The 24,568-nt window shown below is 71.4% G+C and carries 27 protein-coding genes; 22 read left to right on the top strand and 5 right to left on the bottom strand.

Translation table 11 applies throughout. From position 1 onward, the window contains the following. Positions 1–23 precede the first annotated feature (23 nt). Positions 24–1,103 (bottom strand): trypsin-like serine peptidase, encoded by a 1,080-nt coding sequence (locus D5H75_RS35465; RefSeq protein ID WP_119930976.1) that lies wholly within the window; start codon positions 1,101–1,103, stop codon positions 24–26. A gap of 149 nt (positions 1,104–1,252) precedes the next feature. On the opposite strand from D5H75_RS35465, the gene D5H75_RS35460 reads away from it, so the two are divergent. Continuing rightward, positions 1,253–2,155: a LysR family transcriptional regulator gene (locus tag D5H75_RS35460; protein ID WP_119930975.1), complete on the top strand. Its 903-nt coding sequence runs from the start codon at positions 1,253–1,255 to the stop codon at positions 2,153–2,155. Positions 2,156–2,231: 76 nt separating this feature from the next. Here the strand turns inward: D5H75_RS35460 and D5H75_RS42260 are convergent, their stop codons facing one another. Then, positions 2,232–2,408, bottom strand: a complete 177-nt coding sequence (locus tag D5H75_RS42260) for a hypothetical protein (RefSeq protein ID WP_202638816.1) — start codon at positions 2,406–2,408, stop codon at positions 2,232–2,234. Between D5H75_RS42260 and D5H75_RS35455 the strand changes: the two genes are divergently transcribed. Genes D5H75_RS35455 through ccsB form a run of 5 tightly spaced genes read left to right on the top strand, consistent with a single transcriptional unit; the run spans position 2,407 to position 6,908 of the window. Continuing rightward, the gene (locus tag D5H75_RS35455) at positions 2,407–3,045 is read left to right on the top strand and encodes a histidine phosphatase family protein (RefSeq protein WP_119930974.1); all 639 of its coding nucleotides are present in this window, start codon (positions 2,407–2,409) and stop codon (positions 3,043–3,045) included. The two genes, D5H75_RS42260 and D5H75_RS35455, sit on opposite strands and share 2 nt — an antisense overlap. 52 nt (positions 3,046–3,097) lie before the next feature. Continuing rightward, positions 3,098–3,685, top strand: a complete 588-nt coding sequence (locus D5H75_RS35450; RefSeq protein WP_242454704.1) for a TlpA family protein disulfide reductase — start codon at positions 3,098–3,100, stop codon at positions 3,683–3,685. Next, positions 3,682–4,416 (top strand): cytochrome c biogenesis CcdA family protein, encoded by a 735-nt coding sequence (locus D5H75_RS35445; RefSeq protein WP_119930972.1) that lies wholly within the window; start codon positions 3,682–3,684, stop codon positions 4,414–4,416. The genes D5H75_RS35450 and D5H75_RS35445 overlap by 4 nt, the downstream gene beginning before the upstream one ends. Beyond that, positions 4,416–5,900, top strand: coding sequence for a cytochrome c biogenesis protein ResB (gene resB / locus D5H75_RS35440; RefSeq protein WP_119930971.1), 1,485 nt, complete (start codon positions 4,416–4,418; stop codon positions 5,898–5,900). The genes D5H75_RS35445 and resB overlap by 1 nt, the downstream gene beginning before the upstream one ends. 3 nt (positions 5,901–5,903) lie before the next feature. After that, complete coding sequence (ccsB, locus tag D5H75_RS35435) at positions 5,904–6,908, top strand: c-type cytochrome biogenesis protein CcsB (protein WP_119930970.1); 1,005 nt, start codon at positions 5,904–5,906, stop codon at positions 6,906–6,908. 362 nt (positions 6,909–7,270) lie between these two features. Here the strand turns inward: ccsB and D5H75_RS44390 are convergent, their stop codons facing one another. Continuing rightward, positions 7,271–7,597 (bottom strand): PLD nuclease N-terminal domain-containing protein, encoded by a 327-nt coding sequence (locus D5H75_RS44390; RefSeq protein WP_277949998.1) that lies wholly within the window; start codon positions 7,595–7,597, stop codon positions 7,271–7,273. A 152-nt stretch (positions 7,598–7,749) separates the two neighbouring features. Here D5H75_RS44390 and D5H75_RS43725 point away from each other — a divergent pair, with 152 nt between their 5' ends. Both D5H75_RS43725 and D5H75_RS35420 read left to right on the top strand, forming a co-directional pair. Next, positions 7,750–8,994: a hypothetical protein gene (locus D5H75_RS43725; protein ID WP_242454703.1), complete on the top strand. Its 1,245-nt coding sequence runs from the start codon at positions 7,750–7,752 to the stop codon at positions 8,992–8,994. A gap of 18 nt (positions 8,995–9,012) precedes the next feature. Next, a complete protein-coding gene (locus D5H75_RS35420; protein WP_119931065.1) occupies positions 9,013–9,267 on the top strand; it encodes a hypothetical protein in 255 nt (84 codons plus the stop codon). 134 nt (positions 9,268–9,401) lie between these two features. Here D5H75_RS35420 and D5H75_RS35415 read toward each other — a convergent pair whose 3' ends face one another. Then, positions 9,402–9,617 carry a BldC family transcriptional regulator gene (locus D5H75_RS35415; protein ID WP_119930968.1) on the bottom strand — a complete coding sequence of 72 codons (216 nt, stop codon included), beginning with the start codon at positions 9,615–9,617 and terminating at the stop codon, positions 9,402–9,404. Positions 9,618–9,872: 255 nt separating this feature from the next. Here D5H75_RS35415 and D5H75_RS35410 point away from each other — a divergent pair, with 255 nt between their 5' ends. Further along, a complete protein-coding gene (locus D5H75_RS35410) occupies positions 9,873–10,286 on the top strand; it encodes a DUF4229 domain-containing protein (protein WP_119930967.1) in 414 nt (137 codons plus the stop codon). Positions 10,287–10,293: 7 nt separating this feature from the next. Here the strand turns inward: D5H75_RS35410 and D5H75_RS35405 are convergent, their stop codons facing one another. Then, positions 10,294–11,562 (bottom strand): hypothetical protein, encoded by a 1,269-nt coding sequence (locus tag D5H75_RS35405; RefSeq protein WP_119930966.1) that lies wholly within the window; start codon positions 11,560–11,562, stop codon positions 10,294–10,296. Positions 11,563–11,769: 207 nt separating this feature from the next. Between D5H75_RS35405 and D5H75_RS35400 the strand changes: the two genes are divergently transcribed. The 13 genes from D5H75_RS35400 to nuoK all read left to right on the top strand — a co-directional run bounded on the left by D5H75_RS35400 (position 11,770) and on the right by nuoK (position 24,490). Continuing rightward, complete coding sequence (locus tag D5H75_RS35400) at positions 11,770–12,519, top strand: demethylmenaquinone methyltransferase (protein WP_119930965.1); 750 nt, start codon at positions 11,770–11,772, stop codon at positions 12,517–12,519. Positions 12,520–12,673: 154 nt separating this feature from the next. Beyond that, positions 12,674–13,948 (top strand): geranylgeranyl reductase family protein, encoded by a 1,275-nt coding sequence (locus D5H75_RS35395; RefSeq protein ID WP_119930964.1) that lies wholly within the window; start codon positions 12,674–12,676, stop codon positions 13,946–13,948. A gap of 180 nt (positions 13,949–14,128) precedes the next feature. Next, positions 14,129–14,488: an NADH-quinone oxidoreductase subunit A gene (locus D5H75_RS35390; protein WP_119930963.1), complete on the top strand. Its 360-nt coding sequence runs from the start codon at positions 14,129–14,131 to the stop codon at positions 14,486–14,488. 13 nt (positions 14,489–14,501) lie between these two features. After that, positions 14,502–15,053, top strand: a complete 552-nt coding sequence (locus D5H75_RS35385) for a NuoB/complex I 20 kDa subunit family protein (protein WP_119930962.1) — start codon at positions 14,502–14,504, stop codon at positions 15,051–15,053. A 53-nt stretch (positions 15,054–15,106) separates the two neighbouring features. Beyond that, the gene (locus tag D5H75_RS35380) at positions 15,107–15,760 is read left to right on the top strand and encodes an NADH-quinone oxidoreductase subunit C (RefSeq protein ID WP_119931064.1); all 654 of its coding nucleotides are present in this window, start codon (positions 15,107–15,109) and stop codon (positions 15,758–15,760) included. A 17-nt stretch (positions 15,761–15,777) separates the two neighbouring features. Beyond that, complete coding sequence (locus D5H75_RS35375; RefSeq protein WP_119931063.1) at positions 15,778–17,103, top strand: NADH-quinone oxidoreductase subunit D; 1,326 nt, start codon at positions 15,778–15,780, stop codon at positions 17,101–17,103. Next, entirely contained in the window at positions 17,100–17,762 is a 663-nt protein-coding gene (gene nuoE, locus D5H75_RS35370) for an NADH-quinone oxidoreductase subunit NuoE (protein ID WP_119930961.1), read from the top strand. The genes D5H75_RS35375 and nuoE overlap by 4 nt, the downstream gene beginning before the upstream one ends. Beyond that, positions 17,759–19,054 (top strand): NADH-quinone oxidoreductase subunit NuoF, encoded by a 1,296-nt coding sequence (nuoF, locus tag D5H75_RS35365; protein ID WP_119930960.1) that lies wholly within the window; start codon positions 17,759–17,761, stop codon positions 19,052–19,054. The genes nuoE and nuoF overlap by 4 nt, the downstream gene beginning before the upstream one ends. Beyond that, positions 19,051–21,438 carry an NADH-quinone oxidoreductase subunit G gene (locus tag D5H75_RS35360; protein ID WP_119931062.1) on the top strand — a complete coding sequence of 796 codons (2,388 nt, stop codon included), beginning with the start codon at positions 19,051–19,053 and terminating at the stop codon, positions 21,436–21,438. Before nuoF ends, D5H75_RS35360 begins: the two co-directional genes overlap by 4 nt. Then, positions 21,435–22,796 (top strand): NADH-quinone oxidoreductase subunit NuoH, encoded by a 1,362-nt coding sequence (gene nuoH, locus D5H75_RS35355; RefSeq protein WP_119930959.1) that lies wholly within the window; start codon positions 21,435–21,437, stop codon positions 22,794–22,796. The genes D5H75_RS35360 and nuoH overlap by 4 nt, the downstream gene beginning before the upstream one ends. Beyond that, the gene (nuoI, locus tag D5H75_RS35350) at positions 22,783–23,319 is read left to right on the top strand and encodes an NADH-quinone oxidoreductase subunit NuoI (protein WP_119930958.1); all 537 of its coding nucleotides are present in this window, start codon (positions 22,783–22,785) and stop codon (positions 23,317–23,319) included. The genes nuoH and nuoI overlap by 14 nt, the downstream gene beginning before the upstream one ends. Further along, positions 23,319–24,197 carry an NADH-quinone oxidoreductase subunit J gene (locus D5H75_RS35345; protein ID WP_119930957.1) on the top strand — a complete coding sequence of 293 codons (879 nt, stop codon included), beginning with the start codon at positions 23,319–23,321 and terminating at the stop codon, positions 24,195–24,197. The genes nuoI and D5H75_RS35345 overlap by 1 nt, the downstream gene beginning before the upstream one ends. Continuing rightward, complete coding sequence (gene nuoK / locus D5H75_RS35340) at positions 24,194–24,490, top strand: NADH-quinone oxidoreductase subunit NuoK (RefSeq protein ID WP_119930956.1); 297 nt, start codon at positions 24,194–24,196, stop codon at positions 24,488–24,490. The genes D5H75_RS35345 and nuoK overlap by 4 nt, the downstream gene beginning before the upstream one ends. The last annotated feature ends 78 nt before the right edge of the window (positions 24,491–24,568 follow it).

Here is a 24,568-nt window from a genome sequence, read left to right as displayed (position 1 = left end):
CGGGAGCCGTACGGGAACGCGGGTTATTTCGCCTGGACGAGCTTGTGGACGTTGATGGCGGCGTTGCCGAGCGAGGGGCTGTACTCGATCGCCACGCCGGGGGACGTGTGGTAGCTGTTGAGGCCGATGATGTAGCCCCAGCCGCGGGAGAGGGGCATGTCGTAGATCCACGGACCGCCGCTCGCGCCGTGGCCCATGTCGCAGTTGACCGCCTGATTGAGGCCGACCGTGACGGCGTTGCTCACGCAGTAGCGCAGGTCCTCGCCCGTGATGCCGGTGCGGGCGGGGTGGGTGTCCTGGGGGTAGCCGAAGTTGCGCACGTCCGACCAGGTCCGGTCGAGGAAACCGTCGCCGAACTTGTAACCCTGCCAGCCGACCATGTCGCCGAGGCGCACGTTGCCCGGACGGGCGTAGAGCGCGATGGCCGCCATGTCGTACTTGCTGTCCTTGTTCTTGAAGTAGCGCGTGGGGGCCGCCCAGCTCTTGCCGGTCCACGACCCGTAGGGCGCGGTCCCCTTGAAGTAGTCGGGCTTGAACTGGAAGCGGCTGTACCAGTGGCCCTTGCCGTCGGTGACGCAGTGCCCCGCGGTCCAGATGGTGTTGTGGTTGGCCGCGGCGATCACCGACGCGCTGCAGTAGTACTTCTTGCCGTCCGTGCCGGTGTAGTAGAGCTTGCCGATCGTCGAGGCCGGCAACTTCCCGTGGGTGCCCCACACCCGGGACGTGGAGAACTTCGTCAGCGATTCGATCCCGTACGGCTGCGCCGTGGCCGTCGTGGTGGACGGGGGCGAGTACCCCTCGGCCTCCTCGATCGTGGCGGTGCGGGCGGGCGCGGGGGCGTCCGTGTAGTCGGTCGGGACCTCGGCGGCAGTGGCGGAGGCCAGCTCCTCGGCGCTGTAGGGGACGAGCGAGGAGGCCAGCGCGGAGGTGCCCTCTACGGCGGCGTTCGGGTCGAGGGCGTCGCCGGAGCTCTGGCCTTCCGAGGGGGCGGGGGTGGGGGTGCCGGCCGGGTCGGGCTCGGCCAGGGCCGGTCCGGTGGCGGCCAGTCCCGTGAGGGCCGTGGCCGCGATGAGGACGGCGAGGGAGCGGCTGCGAGAGCGCAATGGAACCCTTTCGGCATGTGGTAAGCGGACGTACCGCAATCAGACAAGACGATCTTGGCGAATCGGACGCGTCCTGTAAATGATCTTTCGGTGGTCAAGTGATGTCCGAAATGTGTTGAAACGGGGCGCGATCGTTTAGAGTCGCTTACGTGTTGGACCTGTATCGGTTGAAGGCGCTACATGCCGTGGCGACCTACGGCTCCGTGGGGGCGGCGGCCGAGGCGCTGATGGTGACGCCCTCGGCGGTGTCCCAGCAGCTCGCGAAGCTGGAGCGGGAGACCGGCGGGCCGCTGCTCGAACGCAACGGGCGGGGCGTGAGGCTCACCGACTCCGCGCACGTGCTGGTGGAGCACGCCGAGCGCATCCTGGCGCTGGTCGAGACCGCCGAGGCCGACGTCGAGGCGCTGCGCGGCGCGGTCGTGGGCAGGCTGTCGATCGGGGCGTTCCCCACCGCGGCCCGAGGTCTGCTGCCGGGGGCCGTACGCGGGCTGAACCGCGAGCACCCCGAGCTGAGCGTGCTGATGTACGAGCGCGAGCCCGACATCACCCTCCGCGAGGTCTCCCGGGGCGAGCTGGACCTCGCCGTGGTCCACGACTGGCTCAACCACCCCATGGCCATCCCCGAGGGCCTCTCGCGGGCCGTGCTGTTCGACGACCGCGCCGACGTCGCCCTCCCGGCCGACCACCCGCTCGCCGGGCGCGACAGCCTCGACTTCGCCGACCTCAAGTCCGAGCGCTGGATCAGCACCTCGCCCAACACGATCTGCCACGAGTGGCTGGTCTTCACGCTCCGCGCCCACGGGGCCGAGCCCGAGATCACCTGCATGGTCGACGAATACGCCACCCAGCTCGCCCTGGTGGCCGCCGGCCTCGGCTGCACCGTCCTGCCGCGCCTGGGCCGCGGCGACCTCCCCGAGGGCGTCCGCGTCGTCCCCGTCACCCCCCAGCCCACCCGCCGCGTCTACGCCCTCTGGCGCACCGAGACCACCCGCCGCCCCGCCGTCCGCGCCGCCGTCGAAGCCCTCCGCGCCGCCTGCCTCGCCTCCGCCTGACCCCGCCCTCCGGGCTCACGCCGTACGGCCGACGCCGGGCGCGCCGGCCGTACGGCGGGGCAGGGGCGGTGGGCGGTCAGGCGAGGGCGCTGGTGATGACGCCGCCGGCCATGGCGGTGGAGGCGATGAGGCGGAGGCGCGAGCCGCACGTGCGGGGCGTGAGCTGTACCGGCGGGGGCGCGAGCCGTACGGGCGGAAGGCACGGGCGGGACGGAAGGGACACCAGGAGCAGCGGGTAGGCTGGCTGGGCCATGAGTGAAACCACCGTCGTCCACCTGCTCCGGCACGGAGAGGTCGAGAACCCCAAGGGCATCCTGTACGGCAGGCTGCCCGGCTACCACCTTTCCGAGACCGGCCGGCGGATGGCGGAGACGGTCGCGAAGGCGGTCGCCGACCGGGACGTCGTGGCGGTCCTCAGCTCGCCCATGGAGCGGGCGCGGGAGACCGCCGAGCCCGTCGCGCAGACGTTCGGGCTGGACATCCAGGTCGACGAGCGGCTGAACGAGGCCGACAACATCTTCCAGGGCCTGACCGTGGGCTCCGGCGACGGCACGCTGCGGCGGCCGAAGCACTGGCGCTACCTGTGGAACCCGTTCCGCCCGTCCTGGGGGGAGCGGTACATCGACGTGGTGGCGCGGATGTCCGCCGCCATCAAGGACGCGCGCACCGCGGCGCGCGGCCACGAGGCGGTGCTGGTCAGCCACCAGTTGCCGATCTGGATCATCCGTCTCGCGGCGGAGAGGCGCGCGCTCTGGCACGACCCGCGGCGGCGGCAGTGCGGCCTGGCGAGCCTGACGTCGTTCTCGTTCGAGGGCGACCGGCTGGTCAGCGTCGGCTACAGCGAGCCCGCGGGCCACCTCGCGCGCCGCCCCGGAGTGCCGGGCGCCTGACCCCGCGAGTAGGGTGGTTGCTCTACCGACTGTAGTAGGAGATCTTCCGGCCATGTCCGTCCGTGCCCGCATGCGAGTGCCCGCCCTCGCCACGGTGATCGTGCTCGCGCTCGCCGGATGCGCGGGCACCCAGGCCAACAAGACGGGCCCGGGCGCCGGCGACACCCGCTTCGTCGCGGGCAGCGGCGCCGCCGAGGAGTTCAAGGCCGCCGACCGCAAGAAGGCCCCGCAGGTCAAGGGCGAGACGCTCGACGGCAAGCCGTACACCCTGCCCTCGGGCAAGGTCGCGGTCATCAACTTCTGGGCGTCCTGGTGCGCGCCGTGCATCGCCGAGGCGCCGGTGCTGAAGCAGGTCCACGAGGAGACCAAGGACCAGGGCGTCGAGTTCCTGGGCGTGGACTTCAAGGACGGCCGCGAGAACGCCAAGGCCTTCGAGCGCAACCACAAGGTCGCCTACCCCAGCCTGTACGACCAGCCGGGTGAGATCGCGCTGTCGTTCCACGGCGCGGTGTCGCCCAACGCGATCCCCACGACGCTGGTGCTCGACCGGCAGGGCCGCATCGCCGCCCGGTTCATCGGCGAGGTGCGGTACACCGCGCTGAGCCAGGTCGTGCGGAAGGTGGCCGCGGAGAAGCCATGAGCGGCGTCGTCGAGAGCGGATCCCTCCTGCTGGCCGTACCCATCGCGGCGGCGGCCGGAGTGGTCTCCTTCCTCTCTCCCTGCGTGCTGCCGCTGGTCCCCGGCTACCTGTCGTACGTCACCGGGATGAGCGGCGCGGACTTCGCCGAGCGGGCGCGGGGGCGGATGCTGCTCGGCGGGGCGCTGTTCGTGCTCGGGTTCGCGCTGGTCTTCGTGTCGGCCGGGGCGCTGTTCGGCGGCGTCGGGCAGGCGCTGCTCCAGCACCAGGAGACGATCACGCGGGTGCTCGGCGGGCTCACGGTCGTGCTCGGGCTGGCGTTCATGGGGCTCGTCCCCGGACTCCAGCGCGACGTGCGCATCCACAAGCTCCCCGCCGCCGGGCTCGCCGGGGCCCCGCTGCTCGGGGTCGTGTTCGGGCTGGGCTGGACCCCCTGCATCGGCCCCACGCTCGCCGCCGTGCTGTCGCTGTCCCTGAGCGAGGCCAGCGCCGGTCGCGGGGCCGCCCTGTCCCTGGCGTACGCCCTGGGGCTGGGCCTTCCGTTCCTGCTCGCCGGGCTGGCGTACCGGCGGGCGCTGCGCGCGTTCAAGGCCGTGCGCCGCCACTCGCTCGCGGTCATGCGGGTGGGCGGGGCCATGCTCGTCGTCGTCGGGGTGCTGCTCGTGACCGGACAGTGGATGGAATTCGTGACGGCCCTGCAGGGCTGGGTCGGCTCCTTCAGGCCGGTGCTCTGATGATCACCTGGCTGCGCTGGGCGTGGCGGCTCCTCACCTCGATGCGGACCGCCCTGATCCTGCTGTTCCTGGTCGCCCTGGGCTCGGTGCCCGGGTCCGTCCTGCCGCAGCGGGGGCTCACCCCCGAGGACGTCACCAAGTTCTACGAGGAGAACCCGGGGCTCGCGCCGTGGCTCGACCGGTTCTCCATGTTCGACGTGTTCGGCGCGCCCTGGTTCGCCGCGATCTACCTGCTGCTGTTCGTCTCGCTCGCCGGGTGCGTGCTGCCGCGCGCGGCCCAGCACTACCGGGCCATGCGGGGCAGGCCCCCGGCCGCGCCGCGCAACCTGTCCCGCCTCCCGCACACCGCCTCGGTGCCCGGGGGCACGCTGGCACTGGCCGAGGCCGAGCTGCGCCGCCGCCGGTTCCGGGTGAACACCGGGGACGGCTGGGTCGCCGCGGAGAAGGGGTACCTCCGCGAGACCGGCAACCTGGTCTTCCACCTGGCCCTGCTCGCGCTGCTGTTCGCGGTCGGCTCCGGCGCCCTGTTCGGCTATCGCGGCAACGTCCTCGTCGTGGAGGGGGACGGCTTCGCCAACACCGTCGCGGCGTACGACAAGTTCAGCCCCGGGCGGTTCGTGGACACCGAGTCGCTCAAGCCGTTCTCGTTCCGCCTCGGCGACTTCACCGCGACCTACAGCACCGAGCCGCAGCGCCGGGGCCAGCCGCTGGACTTCTCCGGCAAGCTGAGCGTGCGCGAGGGCGGCGGCCAGAAGACGCACGACCTGCGCGTCAACGAGCCGCTGGAGGCCGGCGGCGCCCAGGTGTACCTCCTCGGCAACGGCTACGCGCCCACGTTCCGGGTGACCGACGGCAAGGGGCAGGTCGCGTTCGACGGGGCGGTGCCGTTCCTGCCCGCCGAGAAGGGCGGCTTCACCTCCGAGGGCGTCATCAAGGTCCCGGACGCGCAGCCTGCCCAGCTCGGCTTCGTGGGGCTCTTCCTGCCCACCACCGTGACGGTGGGCGACAGCGCGACCTCGGCGTTCCCGGCCGCGCTCAACCCGACCGTGCGGCTGTTCGGCTTCAAGGGCGACCTCGGGCTGCGCTCGGGGGCGCCGCAGTCGGTCTACCAGCTCAACTCCGACAAGATGCAGATGATCAAGCTGCCGGAGACGAGGCTGGCGGTGGGGCAGAGCCTCACGCTGCCCGACGGCCTGGGCACCGTCACCTTCACCGGGGTGAAGGAGTGGATCAGCCTTCAGATCACCTACGATCCCGGCCGGTTCCCCGCGCTGGTCTCGGCGGCGCTCGCGGTGCTGGGGCTGGTGCCGGCGCTCACCGTCCGCCGCCGCCGGATCTGGGTGCGCCAGACCGCCGACGGCATCGACGTGGGCGGCCTGACCCGCTCCGAGGGGGGCGGCGGCATCGAGGAGGAGTTCGAGTCGATCGTCTCCTCGCTGCGCCGCTCGGGGGAGCAAGAGTCCAGAGAGCTCGTCAAGGAGTAACCGATGAAGGTCGACCAAGGCCTGGTGGAGCTGAGCGACCAGCTCATCCTGGGCTCCCTGCCGGTCTACACGCTCGCGATGCTCGCGTTCGCGGTGGAGCTGGCGTTCCGCCGTACGGCCGCCAAGGCCGCGGTCCCTGCCGGCGCGGCGGTGTCCGGGGGAGCGGGGGCGTCCGAAGGCGCGTCCGCGCCGGGTGGCGTCGCGGTCGCGGACGCGGACCCGGAATCCGCGGCGGCGGCGCCGCGCCGGGCCGTGAACTGGGGGGCCTTCGGCGTCGCGTTCACCGTGCTCGGCTGGGCGGCCCACCTCGGGTCGATCATCACGCGCGGCGCGGCGGCCGACCGGTGGCCGTGGGGCAACATGTACGAGTTCGTGGTCGCGATCTGCTTCGCCGCCGTGACCGCGTACCTGGCCTTCCTGGTCCGCCACCCGGTGCGCCACCTGGGCGTCTTCGTGATGGTCCCGACCATCCTGGGCCTCGGCATCGCGCTGCGCTATCTCTACGTCCAGGCGGGGCCGGTGGTGCCGGCGCTCAAGTCGTACTGGATCGCGATCCACGTCAGCGCCGCGATCATCGCCTCGGGCATGTTCATCCTCGCGGGCGTGATCGGCATCCTCCAGCTCATGCGCTGGCGGTACGACGGCCGCACCGGGGCGGGGAAGCCGGTCGGCTTCACCGCGATCACCCGCACGCTCGACCTGGACCAGCTTGAGCGCATCGCCCACCGCGCGATCGTCTTCGCGTTCCCCATCTGGACCTTCGCGGTGATCGCCGGCGCCCTGTGGGCCGACCGCGCCTGGGGCCGCTACTGGGGCTGGGACCCCAAGGAGACCTGGTCCTTCATCACCTGGATCGCGTACGCCGCCTACCTGCACTCCCGCGCCACCGCGGGCTGGAAGGGCCGCCGCTCGACGATCATCCAGCTCGTCGCCTGCGCCTGCCTCCTCTTCAACCTGGTGGGCGTGAACGTCTTCATCTCCGGCCTCCACTCCTACGCCGACCTCTGATCCGCTCCCACCTCCTCGCGGTGATCACGCACTTTCAATCACGACCCGTGCGGAGAAAACCGCGTGATCACGGCGAAGAAGGAGCGGCGTGGTGGGGGTTTCGGGCGTATGACCCGGGCGGCGGAAGCCACGCGGAAGAATGTTCCGGCGTGAGGATTCTTCGCGTTTGACTCGGCCCGGCGTGGCACCCAGCGGGCGTCCAGCGCGGCATGCGGAAGAGCGCGCGGGCGGGAGGGCTGATGCCGTACGGCCGGCGCCGGGCCGGGCGGGCGAGCCGGTGGTGTCCGCGTGGACCTTTCGGGCGGTCCGCGCCGGCGGGGAGCGGTCCAGGCGTGCCTGGCCCCCCGTTCCCCGCGCGGGGGTCAGTCGGGGGTGTCGCCCTTGAGGCGGCGCTCCAGGTCGCGGAGGAAGTCGGGGTCGTCGTCGGGGCCGCGCGGGGCCTGCGGGGCGGGGGTCGTCGGGGTGGGGCCCGTCTCGGCCCGGGCGGGGCCCCAGGGGGAACCGCCGGCCAGGGCGCGGCGCGGGCGGCCGAGGAGCAGCCAGAGGACGCCGCCGATGTCGACGAGCAGGACGACGATGATGACCCACAGGACCTTGGGCAGGTTGCGGGTGTGCTCGTCCGGTGTGGTGATCACATCGAACAGGCAGTAGAGCCAGAACGCGAGCAACAGGAGACCGACAACCGGCATGTCGGCAGAGTATGTCATCCGTCGGACAGGTGCGTACCGGGCCGGGAGATGACTGGTGAAGATCCGCGGCGTACCTTGTTGGGGACCGTCCCTTTGCCGACGCCTCCGGCTCCGGCGGCGGAAAGCGGTCTCATGCAGGGGAAAGAGGTGTGATGCGGTATTCGGGTGACCGGTCCTCGCTCCCCGACGACCCGCAGCGCCGGGGCCGCCATCGGCGCGGCCGCTTCTCGCTGGACCGTTCCGAGCGCCGCTGGTGGCAGGTGGTCCCCTACGGATCCCCCTACCGGGGGCGATCCCGTGACCTCGACCAGGACCCGGAGGCCGCGGAGGCGGCGGAGGCGGCCGAGCCGGGCGACACCGGCCCGGCCCCGTACGGACGCGGCTCCCCGCCCGGACGTGACGCCCGGCCCGGGCCGGACCACGACGATCTCCCCGAGGAGTTCGCCCCGCGCCGCGGCGCGGTCCGCCGCATGCCGTACGACGCCCCCCGTACGCCCTCCGAGGAGGCCGGGCGGGCCCGGCCCGGGGACCGGGCCCAGGGCGCCCCTGAGAGCGCGCCACGCCGCCCGGGGGAGGCTCGGGGGGCGGGCGGCGCGGACCACGGATTCCCCGGCTCACGCCGTACGGCGGGCGGGGCCTGGTGGGGGGAGGGGCCGGGGCGGCGGGAGGTGTGGCCGGGCATGCCAGAGGAGGCCGGGGCGCGGCCGGACGGGTTCGAGGACCGGCGGGCCTATAGCTGGCGGGACTTCGAGCTGGGGGACGAGCTGCCGCGCACGGAGCCGCGGCCGCCGGACTCGCCGTACCGGCCGGACGGGCGGCAGCACTGTGGCGAGCTGGAGAGCGTGCTCTATCGCCAGTGGGAGGGGACGCCGCCGCCCGAGTGCGTGCGGGCCATCGACAGCCTGGCCGCGCTCCCTCAGGTGCTGAAGGAGCGCCTGGCCGACGGGCTCGACGGGATCTACGTGGGGCCGGGGGGCGTGCCGGACCTGGACGACATGCGGTACCTCCGGGGCGCCCCGCTGCCGTCGGGGCGGGCGACGTGGGACATCTGCGCCGGCGCGTACGGCGACCGCAAGATCGTGGTGGGGGACCGGCCCTCGCCGACGCCGGACGTGATGATGCACGAGGTGGGGCACGCCCTGGACGACGTGGACGCCGCGCCGGGGGAGTGGCTGTCGGACTCGCCGGAGTTCGTCGCGCTCTACGAGGCGGCCCTGCCGCACCTGGCGAGCGAGTTCCACAAGCAGCCGGGATCGCTGGGGCGCAAGGAGTTCTTCGCCGACGCGTTCGCGGCCATCGCGTCCCGGCAGCGTCCGGCCCTGGTCGATATGCTCGGCGGCGACACGCGTATCGCCCTCAACGTCATGCTCTTCTTCAACCGGCGTTACGGCATATAACGGAACCAGGTGGTCGACATGCACGTCATCAGGCTCGCCGACGGGAGACTCCGCGTGCCCGTGAGCCTGCTGAGCGACGACGCCAGGCTGATCGGCGACGCCTACGCGGACATCGGCCCCGGCGACCCGGACTACGAACGGCTGAACGCCGAGGCGGTGACCGAGGAGGAGCTGGAGGAGCGCCGCCGCCGCTGGCGTGAGGAGAACGACGAGTTGGAGCGCCAGTTCCTGGCCTTCAAGGCCGAGCAGGACGGTGAGGGGTCGCCCCGGTAGGGGCGCGCGGAAGCCGCTGAGGGGTGGGCGGCACGCGAGTACGTGAAAACCACCCGGTCAGGGTGGCTGAGAAGGGGGGCCGACCGGCCCGCGGGCTCGGCTGATCGGCCCGGGTGGGGCGTGTGCCGGATGACTCAGACGCGGGGCGCTTCGCCCGCGCGTTCGGTAACGATGTCCTCGCCGCGCAGGAGTGCGTGGACCTCGGACTCTCGGAACCGGCGGTGACCCCCGGGCGTGCGAATGCTGCTGATCCGCCCCGCGGCGGCCCAGCGCGTCACCGTCTTGGGGTCCACCCGGAAGAGGGCGGCGACCTCTCCGGGGGTCAGCAGGCGCTCGCTGCTACTTTCCACGATCTCTCCCCCTCGCGTCCCGCTCTCTATAGCGGGCGGACAGGTATCCAGTGTGACGAGCTAAGCCGGATTTATCCGTGGTTTCCGTCAAGATCACGAGATGTTATCAGCCGACTGCCCGTTTGCTATATGATAGAGCCTCTTTGGGTGTCTCATGGGCTTTTCTTTATGAAACCACAACTTCTGGTGGGGTTGTGGCTGATCGAGAGAAGCTGAGCGGTAGACCAGCCCCCGAAAGCGCGTAGGCTCGGCAGCGTGCGACCGGTCCTTGTTTATACCGCTTCCCGGCTTGCCCTGTTTGCCATAACAGCGGGTGTCCTCTACCTCTTGGACATCGGCGGCCTCGTGGGCCGCGCTATCGGGATGCCGGATCTCCTGGCCCTCCTGCTGCTCTCGTTCCTCGTCAGCGGTCTGGCCAGCTACGTTCTGCTGTCCAAGCAGCGCGACGCCATGTCCATGGCGATCGCCTCCCGCGCGGAGAACAACCGCCGCCTGATGGCGGAGCGCGCCGCGCGCGAGGACGCCGAGGAGGCCGCGCAGGCCGAGGAGGCCGCCCGTCAGGGCGCGTCCGCCCAGGCCACCCCCGCGCAGCCGGGCTCGCGGCCCGCGTCCCCGGGCGCGGCGGACGCCGACGAGGCCCCCAAGCGCGACGGCGACGCCGGCAAGTAGGCAGCCCCTACTTCATCGGGAACATCCCGATCCGGCCGTGCCGCTCACGGCCGAGCTCGGTGGTGTCGCTGCCCACGAACAGCCCGTTCCTGTGGGCGAGGAACGCGCGCACCCCGACGCCGCGCTCGCGCGTGGGATTCCACCGCAGCGCCCGCCCGGTGCGGCTGTCGAGGGCGGCGATGCCCGGCCGGCTCACCGCGCCGGGCCCGGCGCTGTCCCGCCCGCGCGGGTTGTTCATCCACCGCTGGTGCCCGCCGACGTAGACGGCCGCGCCGGTCACGGCCACCGAGTAGAGCGAGTCCCCGCCGGTGTGGTTCACCCAGGTGGGCTTGATCCTGCTCCCGGTCTTGTAGGTCTCGAAGCGGGCGGCGGTGTCGCAGAGGGTGTTCTTGCCGTGCACGCCGCCCGTGGTGACGACCACGAAGTACTTCCCGTCGGGGGAGAAGTCCAGCCCGCGCACGTACGACGGGAACGTCTCCTTGCACTCCGGGGCGTACGCCTCGCTCTTCCAGGGGGCGACCTTGCCCCGCCTGAGGTCGATCAGCCCGAGCTGGGGCCGCCGCAGCCCGCCCAGCTCCATGAACGCCCCGTCCACGGCCAGCCGGTCGCCCCGGGAGTTCACCGCGAGGGAGTAGACCTTGACCCGGCCGTACCGGGGGATCGCGGGCTGGATCGTGAACGAGGGGTCGGCCCGCCCGGTCTCGGCGTCGAGGCGGGCGAGAGCCGTACGGGCCGCGCCGCCGACGCCCGTGAAGTCGCCGCCGACGTAGAGGTGGCGGCCGCGCCGGGCCATCGTGTAGACGGCGCCGTCGCGCAGGGCCGCGCCGCCGAAGGACCCGACCGTCTCCCCGTTGTCCAGCCGCAGCCGGGCCAGGCCGCGCTGGGTGTCGCCGTTGACCAGCCCGAACGCGCCCCCGGCGTACACCGTGCCGTTCTCGCCGGCGGCGAGGGCGAGCACCGGGCCCGCGACGTGCGGGTCGAAGTCCTTGACGATCCGGCCGGTGCGCGCGTCGAAGGCGAACAGGTTGTGGCGGGGCAGCGGCCGCGCGTCGGCGCCGGCCTCCTGGACGGCGCTGAACGAGCCACCGACGATCACGGTGTTCCCGGCCATGGCGATGCTGTGCACGATCCCGTCGAGCACGTGCGGGGTCCAGTCGACGGGGTCGGCCGACACCACGCGCCGGTGTCCCGTGGTGCCCGCCGTGGCGGGCGCCGTGGCGGCCAGCAGGAGACCGCCGGCGGCGAGGGTCGCGGTGAGAGCCCGAGAGTCGCGCATTCCCCTAGAGCTACCAGACGACGCGTATCGGGTCGGTGACTTTGCGTGCATGCGCCGGGAAAGAAGCCCGTAAGCCGCGATGGAGCGACGTGAGGGGGCGTGCTGGAGCGGCGCGGGCGTGCAGGGCGACGCGAGGGGCGCGTCGGGGCGGCGCGGGCGTGACGGGGCGGCGCGGGGCCCCGGGGGCCCGGCACTAGGCTGAACCGCATGACCCGCGCATCACTGGAGAAGAAGCCGCACGAGGTCGCCGCCATGTTCGACCGTACGGCGCGGCGCTACGACCTGGTCAATGACCTGATGACGATGGGCCAGACGTACTGGTGGCGCAAGGTGGTCGCGGACGCGGTGGACGCGGGCCCGGGCGAGCTGGTGCTCGACATCGGCGGCGGGACCGGCACCTCGGCGGTCTCCTTCACCCGGCTGGGCGCGCGGGCGATCGCGTGCGACTTCTCGCTCGGGATGCTGCGCGAGGGCACCCGGCGGCTGGGCGGCTCGGGCGTGAGCGGCGGCGGCGTCCACGGCGTCACGTTCACGGCGGGCGACGCGCTGCGGCTGCCGTTCGCCGACGACTCTTTCGACGTGGTGACGATTTCGTACGCGTTGCGCAACGTCGCGGACACGGAGCAGGCGCTCCGCGAGATGCTGCGGGTGGCGAAGCCGGGCGGCCGGCTGGTCGTCGCGGAGTTCTCGCGGCCGACGTTCGCGCCGTTCCGGTTCGCCTACTACAACATCTTCCTCAAGTACGCGATCCCGCTCATCACCCGGCTGACCAGCTCCAACCCGGATTCCTACGACTACCTGAGCGAGTCGATCCAGGCCTGGCCCGACCAGCCGTCGCTCGCGAGGGTGATCCAGCGGGCCGGCTGGAGCAGGGTCGCCTGGCGCAATCTGTCGCTGGGCGCGGTCGCCGTGCACCGGGCGCGCAAGCCGGAACGGGACTCCGCGACTCTCCGGTAAGCGACCCCCGACGCCCGCGAGAAAGTGCTTACGGACTAGACTTCGGAGCTGATGCTTGTGAAGTCCTTCACAAAAAAGCCGCGAGAGGCTCAGCAAGTGACGAGGCAGGCGCAAACAGCCAGGTAGCAGCGAACCCGTAGGACAGGACAGTCCCGTGAGCGAGCGAACCCCCATTGGCGTGGGTCGCAGGAGTGCCGACGTGATCGTCGTCGGCGCCGGGCCGGCCGGTTCCAGCACCGCGTTCCATCTCGCGCAGTCCGGTCTGGACGTCCTCCTGCTGGAGAAGACCTCGTTCCCCCGCGAGAAGGTCTGCGGTGACGGCCTCACGCCGCGCGCGGTGAAGTGCCTGATCAAGATGGGCATCGACACCGAGGCGCCCGGCTGGGTGAAGAACCGGGGCCTGCGCGTCGTCGGGGGCGGCCTCCGGCTGGAGCTGGACTGGCCGGACCTGGCGAGCTACCCCGACTACGGGCTCGTGCGCGTCCGGGAGGACTTCGACCGCATCCTCGCGGAGAACGCCGCCCGCGCCGGCGCCGAGCTGCGGCAGAACTGCACGGTGACCGGCCCGGTGCTGGACGACCGCGACGGGCGCGTCGTCGGCGTGACCGCCAGGGAGGAGGGCGGCGAGCCGGTCGAGTACCGCGCCCCCGTGGTGGTCGCCGCCGACGGCAACTCCAGCCGCCTGTCCCTGGCCATCGGCCTGCACAAGCGCGAGGACCGGCCGCTGGGCGTGGCCGTGCGCACCTACTTCAAGAGCCCCCGGCACGACGACGACTACCTGGAGTCGTGGCTGGAGCTGTGGGACGGCGACCGGCTGCTCCCCGGCTACGGCTGGGTCTTCGGCCTCGGCGACGGCACGAGCAACGTGGGGCTGGGCCTGCTCAACACGAGCGCGGCGTTCCAGAACATCGACTACCGGGATCTGCTCCGGCGCTGGCTGAAGAGCACGCCCGCCGAGTGGGGGTTCTCCGAGGAGAACATGACGCGCCCGATCCGGGGCGCCGCGCTGCCGATGGCCTTCAACCGGCAGCCGCACTACGACCGGGGCCTGGTGCTCGTGGGCGACGCCGGCGGCATGATCAACCCGTTCAACGGCGAGGGCATCGCGTACGCCATGGAGTCCGGGGAGATCGCCGCGGAGATGGTCGCGCTGGCCCTCGCCCGGTCCACCCCGGCGGGCCGCGAGCGGGTCCTGCGGACGTACCCCCAGATCATGAAGGACACGTACGGCGGTTACTACAACCTCGGACGGTACTTCGTGCAGGCCATCGGCAAGCCGGGGGTCATGAAGTTCGCGACGCGGCACGGGCTCGCCCACCCGCGGGCGATGAGGTTCGCGCTGAAGCTGCTGGGCAACCTCACCGACCGCCGGGGGGACGTGTCCGACCGCATCGTCAACGCCCTGTCCAAGATCACCCCGACGGCGTGATGCCATGCCCTCGTCCAACCCTCCACCCGAACGAAGACTGATGATCGACATCCCTAGACTTGGTCCGGTTGCCTGCGGGGACACGCGCCGCGCTACGGTATCGCGGGCGACCGGCACGGGCCGTACGGCTCGGAGCGCGCAACAGAACGTGGAAATCTCTCTGAGAGGGGACGCGTAGCGATGGAGCTGTATGCACCCATTCTGGTGCTCGGCCTGCTCGCGGCCGGATTCGCGATCTTCTCGGTGGGAATCGCGCCGTTCACCGGGCCGAAGCGGTGGAACCGAGCCAAGCTCGACGCGTACGAGTGCGGTATCGAGCCCACCCGCCAGCCCGTCGGCGGCGGCCGGTTCCCGCTGAAATACATGATCACGGCGATGCTCTTCATCGTCTTCGACATCGAGATCATCTTCCTCTACCCGTGGGCGGTCGCCTTCGACCAGCTCGGTGTGTTCGGGCTGGTCGAGATGGTGCTGTTCATCCTCACGGTCCTGGTCGCCTACACCTACGTGTGGCGCCGCAAGGGCCTGGACTGGGACTGAAAGGAGGCGACCGATGGGACTTGAGGAGAAGCTGCCCAGCGGGTTCCTGCTGACCACGGTCGAGCAGGTGGCCGGGTGGGCGCGGAAGAACTCCGTCTGGCCTGCGACCTTCGGCCTCGCCTGCTGCGCCATCGAGCTGATGGCGACCGGCGGCCCGAAGCACGACCTGGCCCGGTTCGGCATGGAGCGCGCCTCGGCGTCGCCCCGCCAGGCCGACCTGATGATCGTCGCCGGCCGGCTGAGCCAGAAGATGGCGCCGGTCCTGCGGCAGATCTACGACCAGATGGCCGAGCCCAAGTGGGTCATCGCGATGGGCGTGTGCGCCTCCAGCGGCGGCATGTTCAACAACTACGCGATCGTCCAGGGCGTGGACCACGTCGTGCCGGTGGACATCTACCTGCCCGGCTGCCCGCCGCGGCCCGAGATGCTCATCGACGCGATCGTGAAGCTGCACGACAAGATCCAGAACACCAAGTTCGGCGCGCACCGCCGCAAGCAGATCGACGAGCTGGAGCAGCAGGCGCTGCGCACCCTGCCGTTGATCGACCAGGGGGCGTTCAAGTGAGCGACAACCTGCCAGAGCGGCCCGGCGACGGCCCCGACGGCGAGATCGCCCGAATGGGCATGTTCGGCGCCAAGGGCTCGGGCGACACCTCCGGCTACGGCCGTCTCGTCGTACGGCGGGCGCCGCTGGTCTCCAGCGCGCGGCCGTACGGCGGGCCCGACGGCCAGGGGGCGCCGGGCGAGTTCGACGAGGTCGCCGACCAGCTCGAGCGCGTGCTCGGCGACGACTTCGCCGACGCGATCGAGCGCGTGGTCGTGGACCGCGGCGAGATCACCTTCCACGTGAAGCGCGAGCGCCTGGTCGAGGTGATGCGCCACCTGCGCGACGACGCCGCGCTGCGCTTCGAGCTGTCGCTGGGCGTGTCCGGCGTGCACTACCCGAGCGACGCCGGGCGCGAGCTGCACGCGGTCTACCACCTGTGCTCGATCACCCACAACCGGCGCGTCCGCGTCGAGGTGAGCTGCCCGGACGCCGACCCGCACATCCCGTCCACCGTGAAGGTCTACCCGACCCACGACTGGCACGAGCGGGAGACGTACGACTTCTTCGGCATCGTCTTCGACGGCCACCCGGCGCTCACCCGCATCGAGATGCCGGACGACTGGGAGGGCCACCCGCAGCGCAAGGACTACCCGCTCGGCGGCATCCCGGTCGAGTACCGCGGCGCGGAGATCCCGTCGCCCGACCAGAGGAGGTCGTACGCGTGACAGCGACCGACAACGACGTGTACGCCGAGGGCGCGGCCGAGGGCCGGGTCTTCAACGTCGGCGGCCAGGACTGGGACGACGTGGTCGCCGCCGCGAGCCGGAGCGGCAGCGAAGAGCGGCTCGTCATCAACATGGGCCCGCAGCACCCGTCCACGCACGGCGTGCTCCGCCTCGTGCTGACCCTCGACGGCGAGACCGTCGTCGAGGCCCGCCCGGTGATCGGCTACCTGCACACCGGCATCGAGAAGAACATGGAGTTCCGGACGTGGACCCAGGGGACCACGTTCGTCACTCGCATGGACTACCTGTCGCCGATCTTCAACGAGACCGCGTACTGCATGGCGGTCGAGAAGCTGCTCGGCATCACCGACCGGGTCCCCGAGCGGGCGCAGGTCATCCGGGTGCTCATGATGGAGCTCAACCGGATCTCCTCGCACATGGTCGCGCTGGCGACGTACGGCATGGAGCTGGGCGCCACCACGATCATGATCTTCGGGTTCCGCGAGCGTGAGATGGTGCTCGACCTGTTCGAGTACATCACCGGCCTGCGGATGAACATGGCCTACGTCCGCCCGGGGGGCGTCGCGCAGGACCTGCCCGTGGGCGCCGTGGACAAGATCGGCGAGTTCCTCAAGGTCATGCCGGGCCGCATCAAGGACCTGCGCAAGATGCTGGACTCCAACCCGGTCTACACCCGCCGCACCAAGGACGTGGCCTACCTCGACCTCACCGGCTGCATGGCGCTCGGCGTCACCGGGCCGATGCTGCGGGCCGCGGGCCTGCCGTGGGACCTGCGCAAGTCGCAGCCCTACAGCGGCTACGAGAAGTACGAGTTCGACGTGCCCACGACGAACACGTGCGACGTCTACGGCCGGTACCTCGTCCGCATGGCGGAGTGCGAGGAGTCGCTGAAGATCATCCAGCAGTGCCTGGACCGGCTCAGCGGCCCCGAGCTCAAGGGCGAGCCGGTCATGATCCAGGACAAGAAGATCGGCTGGCCCTCGCAGCTCGCGCTGGGCGCCGACGGCCTGGGCAACTCGCCCGACCACATCGCGCACATCATGGGCACCTCCATGGAGGCCCTCATCCACCACTTCAAGCTGGTGACCGAGGGCTTCCGCGTGCCCGCCGGCCAGGCGTACGCCGGGGTGGAGTCCCCGCGCGGCGAGATCGGCGCGCACGTGGTCAGCGACGGGGGGACGCGCCCCTACCGGGTCCACTTCCGCGACCCGTCCTTCACCAACCTTCAGGCCGTGCCCGCCACGACCGAAGGCGGCATGGTCGCGGACGTGATCTCCGCGATCGCCTCTATCGACCCCGTGATGGGAGGGGTGGACCGGTGACCTACACACCCGAGGTCCGCGAGCGTCTCGAACGCGACGCCAAGGAGATCATCGCGCGCTACCCCAAGCCGCGTTCGGCCCTGCTGCCGCTGCTGCACCTGGTCCAGTCCGAGGACGGCTACGTCACGGACCACGGCCAGCAGTTCTGCGCCGACATGCTCGGGCTGACGAAGGCCGAGGTCACCGCGGTCTCGACGTTCTACACCATGTACAAGCGGCGTCCGATGGGTGAGTACCACGTGGGCGTCTGCATCAACACGCTGTGCGCGGTCATGGGCGGCGACCAGATCTACGCCGAGCTGTCCGAGCACCTGGGCGTCGGTCACGACGAGGCCACCTCCGACGGCAAGGTGTCGCTGGAGCGCCTGGAGTGCAACGCGGCCTGTGACTTCGCTCCCGTGATGATGGTCAACTGGGAGTTCTTCGACAACATGACCCCCGAGTCGGCCAAGCGGCTCGTGGACGACCTGCGCGCGGGCAAGGAGGTCGCGCCGACGCGCGGCCCGAGCAAGCTGTGCACGTTCAAGCAGGCCAGCCGGGTCCTGGCGGGCTTCCCCGACGGGCTCGCCGGTGAGGGCGCGAGCGCGGGCGAGGCCAGCCTCGAAGGGCTCAAGCTGGCCAAGGCGCGCGGCTGGGAAGCTCCGGAGGCGTCCAAGTGACCACGCTGACCCCCATCCTCACCAAGAACTGGGACGAGGCCGACTCGTTCACCCGCGCGGGTTACGAGCGCGGCGGCGGCTACCAGGCCGTCCGCACGGCGCTCGGGATGAACCCCGACGACATCATCCAGGCCGTGAAGGACTCCGGCCTGCGCGGCCGCGGCGGCGCGGGCTTCCCCACCGGCATGAAGTGGGGCTTCATCCCGCAGGGCGACGGCAAGCCGCACTACCTCGTGGTCAACGCGGACGAGTCCGAGCCGGGCACCTGCAAGGACATCCCGCTGATGATGGCGAACCCGCACGCGCTCGTCGAGGGCGTCATCATCACCTCGTTCGCCATCCGCGCGAACCACGCGTTCATCTACGTGCGCGGCGAGGTCCTGCACGTGATCCGCCGCCTGCAGGCCGCGATCGCCGAGGCGTACGAGGCGGGTTACCTCGGCGCGAACATCCTCGGCTCCGGCTACGACCTGGAGCTCACGCTGCACACGGGCGCCGGGGCGTACATCTGCGGCGAGGAGACCGCGCTGCTGGACTCGCTGGAGGGGTATCGGGGCCAACCCAGGCTCAAGCCTCCCTTCCCGGCGGTCGCCGGCCTCTACGCGGCGCCCACTGTGATCAACAACGTTGAGTCGATCGCCAGTGTTCCCAGCATCATCGGGAACGGCGCCGAGTGGTTCGCGAGCATGGGGACCGAGAAGTCCAAGGGCTTCGGCATCTTCTCGCTCAGCGGCCACGTGACCCGCCCCGGCCAGTACGAGGCCCCGCTCGGCATCACGCTGCGCGAGCTGCTCGAGATGGCCGGCGGCATGCGCAACGGCAAGAGGCTCAAGTTCTGGACCCCGGGCGGCTCGTCCACGCCGATCTTCACCGAGGAGCACCTCGACGTGCCGCTGGACTTCGAGTCCGTCGGCGCGGCCGGCTCCATGCTCGGCACCCGGGCGCTCCAGATCTTCGACGAGTCCACGTGCGTGGTGCGGGCGGTGCTCCGCTGGACCGAGTTCTACGCGCACGAGTCCTGCGGCAAGTGCACGCCCTGCCGCGAGGGCACGTACTGGCTCAAGCAGGTCCTCGCCCGGCTGGAGAAGGGCCAGGGCACCGAGGAGGACCTGGGCACGATCACCGACATCGCCGACAACATCCTGGGCCGCTCCTTCTGCGCCCTCGGCGACGGTGCGACCAGCCCGATCACCTCCTCCGTGCAGTACTTCCGGGACGAGTACCTCAAGCACTTCGAGATCGGCGGCTGCCCCTTCGACCCGGCCGCCTCGACGCTGTGGGCGGACGCATGAGCATCGAGACCCAGACCGATCTGGTCACGCTGACCATCGACGGCTTCCAGGTCAGCGTGCCGCCGGGCACGCTGATCATCCGGGCGGCCGAGATGCTCGGCATCCAGATCCCCCGGTTCTGCGACCACCCGCTGCTCGACCCGGTCGGCGCGTGCCGTCAGTGCCTGGTGGAGATCCCCGACGCCGGCAACGGCCGGGGCATGCCCAAGCCGCAGGCGTCCTGCACGACCACGGTCGCCCCCGGCATGGTGGTGAACACCCAGCTCACCTCTCCGGTCGCCGAGAAGGCGCAGGAGGGCGTGATGGAGATGCTGCTGCTCAACCACCCGCTGGACTGCCCGGTCTGCGACAAGGGCGGCGAGTGCCCGCTGCAGAACCAGGCGATGTCCAACGGCCGGGGCGAGAGCCGCTTCCAGGAGAAGAAGCGCACCTTCGAGAAGCCGATCCCGCTCTCGACCGAGGTGCTGCTCGACCGCGAGCGCTGCGTCCAGTGCGCGCGCTGCACCCGCTTCGCCGAGCAGATCGCCGGCGACCCGCTGATCGAGCTGTTCGAGCGGGGCGCCAAGGAGCAGATCGGCATCGGCGAGGGCGAGCCGTTCGAGTCGTACTTCTCCGGCAACACCGTCCAGATCTGCCCGGTCGGCGCGCTCACCGGCGCGGCCTACCGCTTCCAGGCCCGGCCGTTCGACCTGGTGTCCACGCCGAGCGCCTGCGAGCACTGCGCCTCCGGCTGCTCCCTGCGCACCGACCACCGGCGCGGCAAGGTCACCCGCCGCCTCGCCGGCGACGACCCGGCGGTGAACGAGGAGTGGAACTGCGACAAGGGCCGCTGGGCGTTCACCTACGCCACGCAGGCCGACCGCCTCACCACCCCGCTCGTCCGTGACGAGGAGGGCCGCCTGGTCCCGGCCTCCTGGCCCGAGGCCCTCGCGGTCGCCGCGGCCGGGCTGGCCAAGGCCCGGGCGGAGAACGGCGTCGGCGTCCTGGTCGGCGGCCGCTCCACGGTGGAGGACGCCTACGCCTACGCCAAGTTCGCCCGCGTCGCCCTCGGCACCAACGACATCGACTTCCGCGCCCGGACGGCGACCGCCGAGGAGGCCGACTTCCTCGCGCACACCGTCGCCGGCCGCGGCATCGACGTCTCCTACGAGGACCTGGAGAACGCCTCGCACGTCCTCCTCGCCGGCTTCGAGCCGGAGGAGGAGTCGCCGATCGTCTTCCTGCGCCTGCGCAAGGCCGTCCGCAAGCGCGGCCTCGCGGTCACCGCGATCGCGCCGTACGCCACCAAGGGCCTGGCCAAGCTGCGCGGCACGCTCGTCGAGACCGTGCCGGGCGCCGAGGCCGAGGCCATCGGCGCGTTCACCGGCCTGGGCGAGGGCTCGATCATCCTGGCGGGCGAGCGCCTGGCCGAGACCCCCGGCGCCCTGTCGGCGGTCGTACGGCTGGCGCGCACCTCCGGCGCGCGGCTGGCGTGGGTGCCGCGGCGGGCCGGCGAGCGCGGCGCGGCCGAGGTCGGCGCGCTGCCGAACCTGCTGCCCCTGGGCCGCCCGGTCGCTGACGCGCAGGCCCGCGAGCAGGTCGCCCGCGCCTGGAACGTCTCCGACGTGCCGGCCGCCCCCGGGCGCGACACGCAGGGCATCCTGACCGCCGCGCTCGGCGGCGAGCTGGACGCGCTGGTGATCGGCGGCGTGGACCCCTACGACCTGCCGGACCCGGACGCGGCCCTGGCCGCCCTGGAGAACACCCCGTTCATCGTGAGCCTGGAGCTGCGCGCGAGCGCGGTCACCGACCGGGCCGACGTGATCCTGCCGGTCGCCGCCGTCGCGGAGAAGGCCGGGACGTTCGTCAACTGGGAGGGCCGCGGCCGCACCTTCGAGGCGGCGCTGCCCGTCCCCGGCGTGATGAGCGACCTGGAAGTGATCACCGCGATCGCCGACCGCATGGACGTGCACCTGGGCCTGCCGGATGCCGCGTCCGCCCGCCGCGAGCTCGCGGCGCTGGGCTCCTGGCGGGGCGAGCGCGCCCCGGCCCCGGCCGTCACCGGCCGCGCCGCCGCGAAGCCCGGCGAGGGGCAGGCGGTGCTCGCCTCCTGGCATCTGCTGCTCGACAGCGGCAGGATGCAGGACGGCGAGCCGTTCCTCGCCGGCACGGCGCGCGCCACGACCGCCCTGGTCTCGGCCGGCACCGCCGCCGAGATCGGCGTCGTGGACGGCGGGAAGATCACGGTCTCGTCCGCGCACGGCAGCGTCTCGGTCCCGGTCACCGTGACCGAGATGCCCGACCGCGTGGTGTGGCTTCCGGCGAACTCGCCGGGCTGCTCGGTGCCGCGTGACCTCGGAGTCCAGACCGGCGCCGTTGTGAAGATCGAAGGGAGCACGGCATGACCGGCATGACCGGCTTGCTGGCGGCCGCGCCGGCCGATCCGGGCCTGGCCGAGTTCGGCAAGGACGTCTGGTGGATCACGGTCATCAAGGCCGTGTTCATCTTCGTCCTGCTGCTGCTCGGCGTGCTGTTCGGCGTGTGGGGCGAGCGCAAGCTCATCGCCCGGATGCAGAACCGCTACGGCCCCAACCGGGCGGGCAAGTTCGGCCTCCTCCAGTCCGTCGCCGACGGCCTGAAGATGGGGCTGAAGGAGGACTTCGTCCCGAACACCGTGGACAAGGTCCTCTACACGCTCGCCCCGATCATCATGGTGGTCCCGGCGTTCCTCACCTACTCGGTGATCCCCTTCGGGCCGCAGGTGTGGATGTTCGGCGAGAAGACCAACCTCCAGCTCACCGACCTGCCCATCGCCGCGCTGATGGTGCTGGCCACGGCCTCGATCGGCGTGTACGGCATCGTGCTCGCCGGCTGGGCCTCGCGCTCGCCGTACGCGCTGCTGGGCGGGCTGCGCTCGACGGCGCAGGTGGTCTCGTACGAGATCGCGATGGCGCTGTCGTTCGTGGCGGTGTTCCTGTTCGCCGGGTCGCTGTCGACCTCGGAGATCGTGGCGTCGCAGGCGTCCGGCGGGACCTGGGACATCGGCGGGATGAGCATCCCGCTGCCGTCGTGGTACGCCGTGCTGCTGCTGCCGTCCTTCGTGATCTACGTGATCACGATGGTCGGCGAGACGAACCGCGTGCCGTTCGACCTCCCCGAGGGCGAGGGCGAGCTGGTCGGCGGCTTCCACACCGAGTACACCTCGTCGCTGAAGTTCGCGCTGATCATGATGGCGGAGTACGTCAACGTGTTCACCGTGTCGGGCATCGCGACGACGCTCTTCCTGGGCGGCTGGCGCGCGCCGTGGCCGATCTCGATGTGGGACGGGGCGAACACCGGCTGGTGGCCGATGCTCTGGTTCCTGCTCAAGGTCGCGCTGCTGTTCTGCTTCTTCGTCTGGGTCCGCGCCGCGCTCCCGCGCGTGCGCTACGACCAGCTCATGGCCTTCGGCTGGAAGATCCTCATCCCGCTGAACCTGGCGTGGATCCTGCTGGTCGCCACCATGCGGGCGCTCCGCGTGGAGGACGGCGTCCGCACCCCGGTGCTGATCATCGGCGGCGTGGTGGTCGTCGGCTGCATCGCGATCTACCTGCGGTTCGAGACCGTCAGCGAGCGGCGCAAGGCCGAGCGCGAGGCCGAGGTGGCCGAGGAGTTCGAGCGTCTCCGGGTCAACCCCGAGGCGGGCGGCTTCCCGGTCCCGCCGCTGGACCTGCCCCACTACCACGGCACTGGCCGCAAGGAGGTCACCAGTGGGCTTCACTGACTTCCTGAACCCCGTCAAGGGGTTCGGCGTCACCTTCCACACCATGTTCAAGAAGGTGGCGACGGTCAACTACCCCGAGGACAAGCGGCCCACGGCGCCGCGCTTCCACGGCCGTCACCAGCTCAACCGCTGGCCCGACGGCCTGGAGAAGTGCGTCGGCTGTGAGCTGTGCGCCTGGGCGTGCCCGGCCGACGCCATCTTCGTGGAGGGTGCCGACAACACCGAGGAGGAGCGCTACTCCCCGGGTGAGCGGTACGGGCGCACCTACCAGATCAACTACCTGCGCTGCATCCTCTGCGGGCTCTGCATCGAGGCGTGCCCGACGCGCGCGCTCACGATGACCAACGAGTACGAACTCGCCGACAGCAGCCGCGAGTCCTTGATCTACACCAAGGAGATGCTGCTCGCGCCCCTCACCGAGGGGATGGAGCAGCCGCCGCACCCGATGCGCCTCGGCGACACCGAAGAGGACTACTACCGGCTCGGCCGCAGCGGCGCCGCGTCGGGCGAAGGTGCCAAGTGATGGGCGAACAGATCACGTTCTGGGTCCTGGCGGTGGTCTCCGTGGCCGCCGCCCTCGGCCTGGTCTTCAACCGCAAGGCCGTCTACTCGGCGATCATGCTGGCCGTGGTGATGTTGTCGCTGGCCGCGCTGTACGCGGTGCAGGACGCGCCGTTCCTCGCGGTCGTGCAGATCATCGTCTACACCGGCGCCGTGCTCATGCTGTTCCTGTTCGTCCTCATGCTGGTCGGCGTGGACTCGTCCGACTCGCTCGTGGAGACGATCCGGGGCCAGCGGTTCCTGGCGGCGGTCGTCGGCCTGGGCTTCGCCGTACTGCTGATCCTCGGCATCGGCAACGTCCTGGTCGTCGGCGAGCCTTCGCTGACGGCGGCCACGCAGGAGGCGGGCGGCAACGTCCCCGCGCTCGCGCGGCTGATCTTCCAGCGGCACGTGTTCGCCTTCGAGGTGACCTCGGCGCTGCTGATCACCGCGGCGCTGGGCGCGATGGTGCTGGCGCACCGCGAGCGCACCACCCCGCGGCCCACGCAGAAGGACCTGGCCCGCGCCCGGTTCCTCGGCCCCCAGCCGACCCCGCTGCCCGGCCCGGGCACCTACGCCCGGCACAACGCGGTGGACATGCCCGCGCTGCTGCCCGACGGCTCGGTGTCGCTGCTCTCGGTCAACCCGACCCTGGCGCGCCACGAGGTCGAGGGCGACACGCCCGCGACCACGCCCGAGGCCCGCGAGGCCGCCGTGCTGCTGGTCGCCGCGGAGGACCGCGAGGAGCCCGCGGCGGAGGCCGGCGAGGAGACGCGCACCGCGGGCGAGGCCGAGGCCCGCGCCGAGGCGGACGCCGAGGCCCCCGCGGCCGCCGCCCGGCCCGAGGAGGAGACCAAGTGACCACCCACTATCTGGTGCTGTCGGCGCTGCTGTTCTCCATCGGCGCCATCGGCGTGCTCATCCGGCGCAACGCGATCGTCGTGTTCATGTGCGTCGAGCTCATGCTCAACGCCGCCAACCTCGCGCTGGTGGCGTTCGCCCGGATGCACGGCAACCTCGACGGCCAGATCATCGCCTTCTTCGTGATGGTGGTGGCCGCGGCCGAGGTCGTGGTGGGCCTGGCCATCATCGTGACGATCTTCCGAACCCGCAGGTCCGCGTCGGTCGACGACGTCAACCTGCTGAAGTACTGAGGTAACTGACGTGACGAGCTTGCTTGCCGCGGCACCCGCCGCAGAGATCGCGCAGGCGTCCGGGGGAGTGCTCGGCCT

The organism is Bailinhaonella thermotolerans (genome assembly GCF_003594875.1).
Classification (GTDB): domain Bacteria; phylum Actinomycetota; class Actinomycetes; order Streptosporangiales; family Streptosporangiaceae; genus Bailinhaonella; species Bailinhaonella thermotolerans.
Note: the sequence above shows the minus strand (reverse complement) of the source record. Positions and strands in the feature narration are given on the sequence as shown.

Bases quoted from the DNA above. Each gene is read 5' to 3' on its own strand.
- D5H75_RS35455 (WP_119930974.1), top strand. From the start codon at position 2,407: ATGAGTGAAACCACCGTCGTCCACCTGCTCCGGCACGGAGAGGTCGAG.
- D5H75_RS42260 (WP_202638816.1), bottom strand. From the start codon at position 2,408: ATGGCCCAGCCAGCCTACCCGCTGCTCCTGGTGTCCCTTCCGTCCCGC.
- D5H75_RS35450 (WP_242454704.1), top strand. From the start codon at position 3,098: ATGTCCGTCCGTGCCCGCATGCGAGTGCCCGCCCTCGCCACGGTGATC.
- D5H75_RS35445 (WP_119930972.1), top strand. From the start codon at position 3,682: ATGAGCGGCGTCGTCGAGAGCGGATCCCTCCTGCTGGCCGTACCCATC.
- resB (WP_119930971.1), top strand. From the start codon at position 4,416: ATGATCACCTGGCTGCGCTGGGCGTGGCGGCTCCTCACCTCGATGCGG.
- ccsB (WP_119930970.1), top strand. From the start codon at position 5,904: ATGAAGGTCGACCAAGGCCTGGTGGAGCTGAGCGACCAGCTCATCCTG.
- D5H75_RS44390 (WP_277949998.1), bottom strand. From the start codon at position 7,597: ATGCCGGTTGTCGGTCTCCTGTTGCTCGCGTTCTGGCTCTACTGCCTG.
- D5H75_RS43725 (WP_242454703.1), top strand. From the start codon at position 7,750: ATGCGGTATTCGGGTGACCGGTCCTCGCTCCCCGACGACCCGCAGCGC.
- D5H75_RS35420 (WP_119931065.1), top strand. From the start codon at position 9,013: ATGCACGTCATCAGGCTCGCCGACGGGAGACTCCGCGTGCCCGTGAGC.
- D5H75_RS35405 (WP_119930966.1), bottom strand. From the start codon at position 11,562: ATGCGCGACTCTCGGGCTCTCACCGCGACCCTCGCCGCCGGCGGTCTC.
- D5H75_RS35400 (WP_119930965.1), top strand. From the start codon at position 11,770: ATGACCCGCGCATCACTGGAGAAGAAGCCGCACGAGGTCGCCGCCATG.
- D5H75_RS35390 (WP_119930963.1), top strand. From the start codon at position 14,129: ATGGAGCTGTATGCACCCATTCTGGTGCTCGGCCTGCTCGCGGCCGGA.
- D5H75_RS35385 (WP_119930962.1), top strand. From the start codon at position 14,502: ATGGGACTTGAGGAGAAGCTGCCCAGCGGGTTCCTGCTGACCACGGTC.
- D5H75_RS35380 (WP_119931064.1), top strand. From the start codon at position 15,107: ATGGGCATGTTCGGCGCCAAGGGCTCGGGCGACACCTCCGGCTACGGC.
- D5H75_RS35360 (WP_119931062.1), top strand. From the start codon at position 19,051: ATGAGCATCGAGACCCAGACCGATCTGGTCACGCTGACCATCGACGGC.
- nuoH (WP_119930959.1), top strand. From the start codon at position 21,435: ATGACCGGCATGACCGGCTTGCTGGCGGCCGCGCCGGCCGATCCGGGC.
- D5H75_RS35345 (WP_119930957.1), top strand. From the start codon at position 23,319: ATGGGCGAACAGATCACGTTCTGGGTCCTGGCGGTGGTCTCCGTGGCC.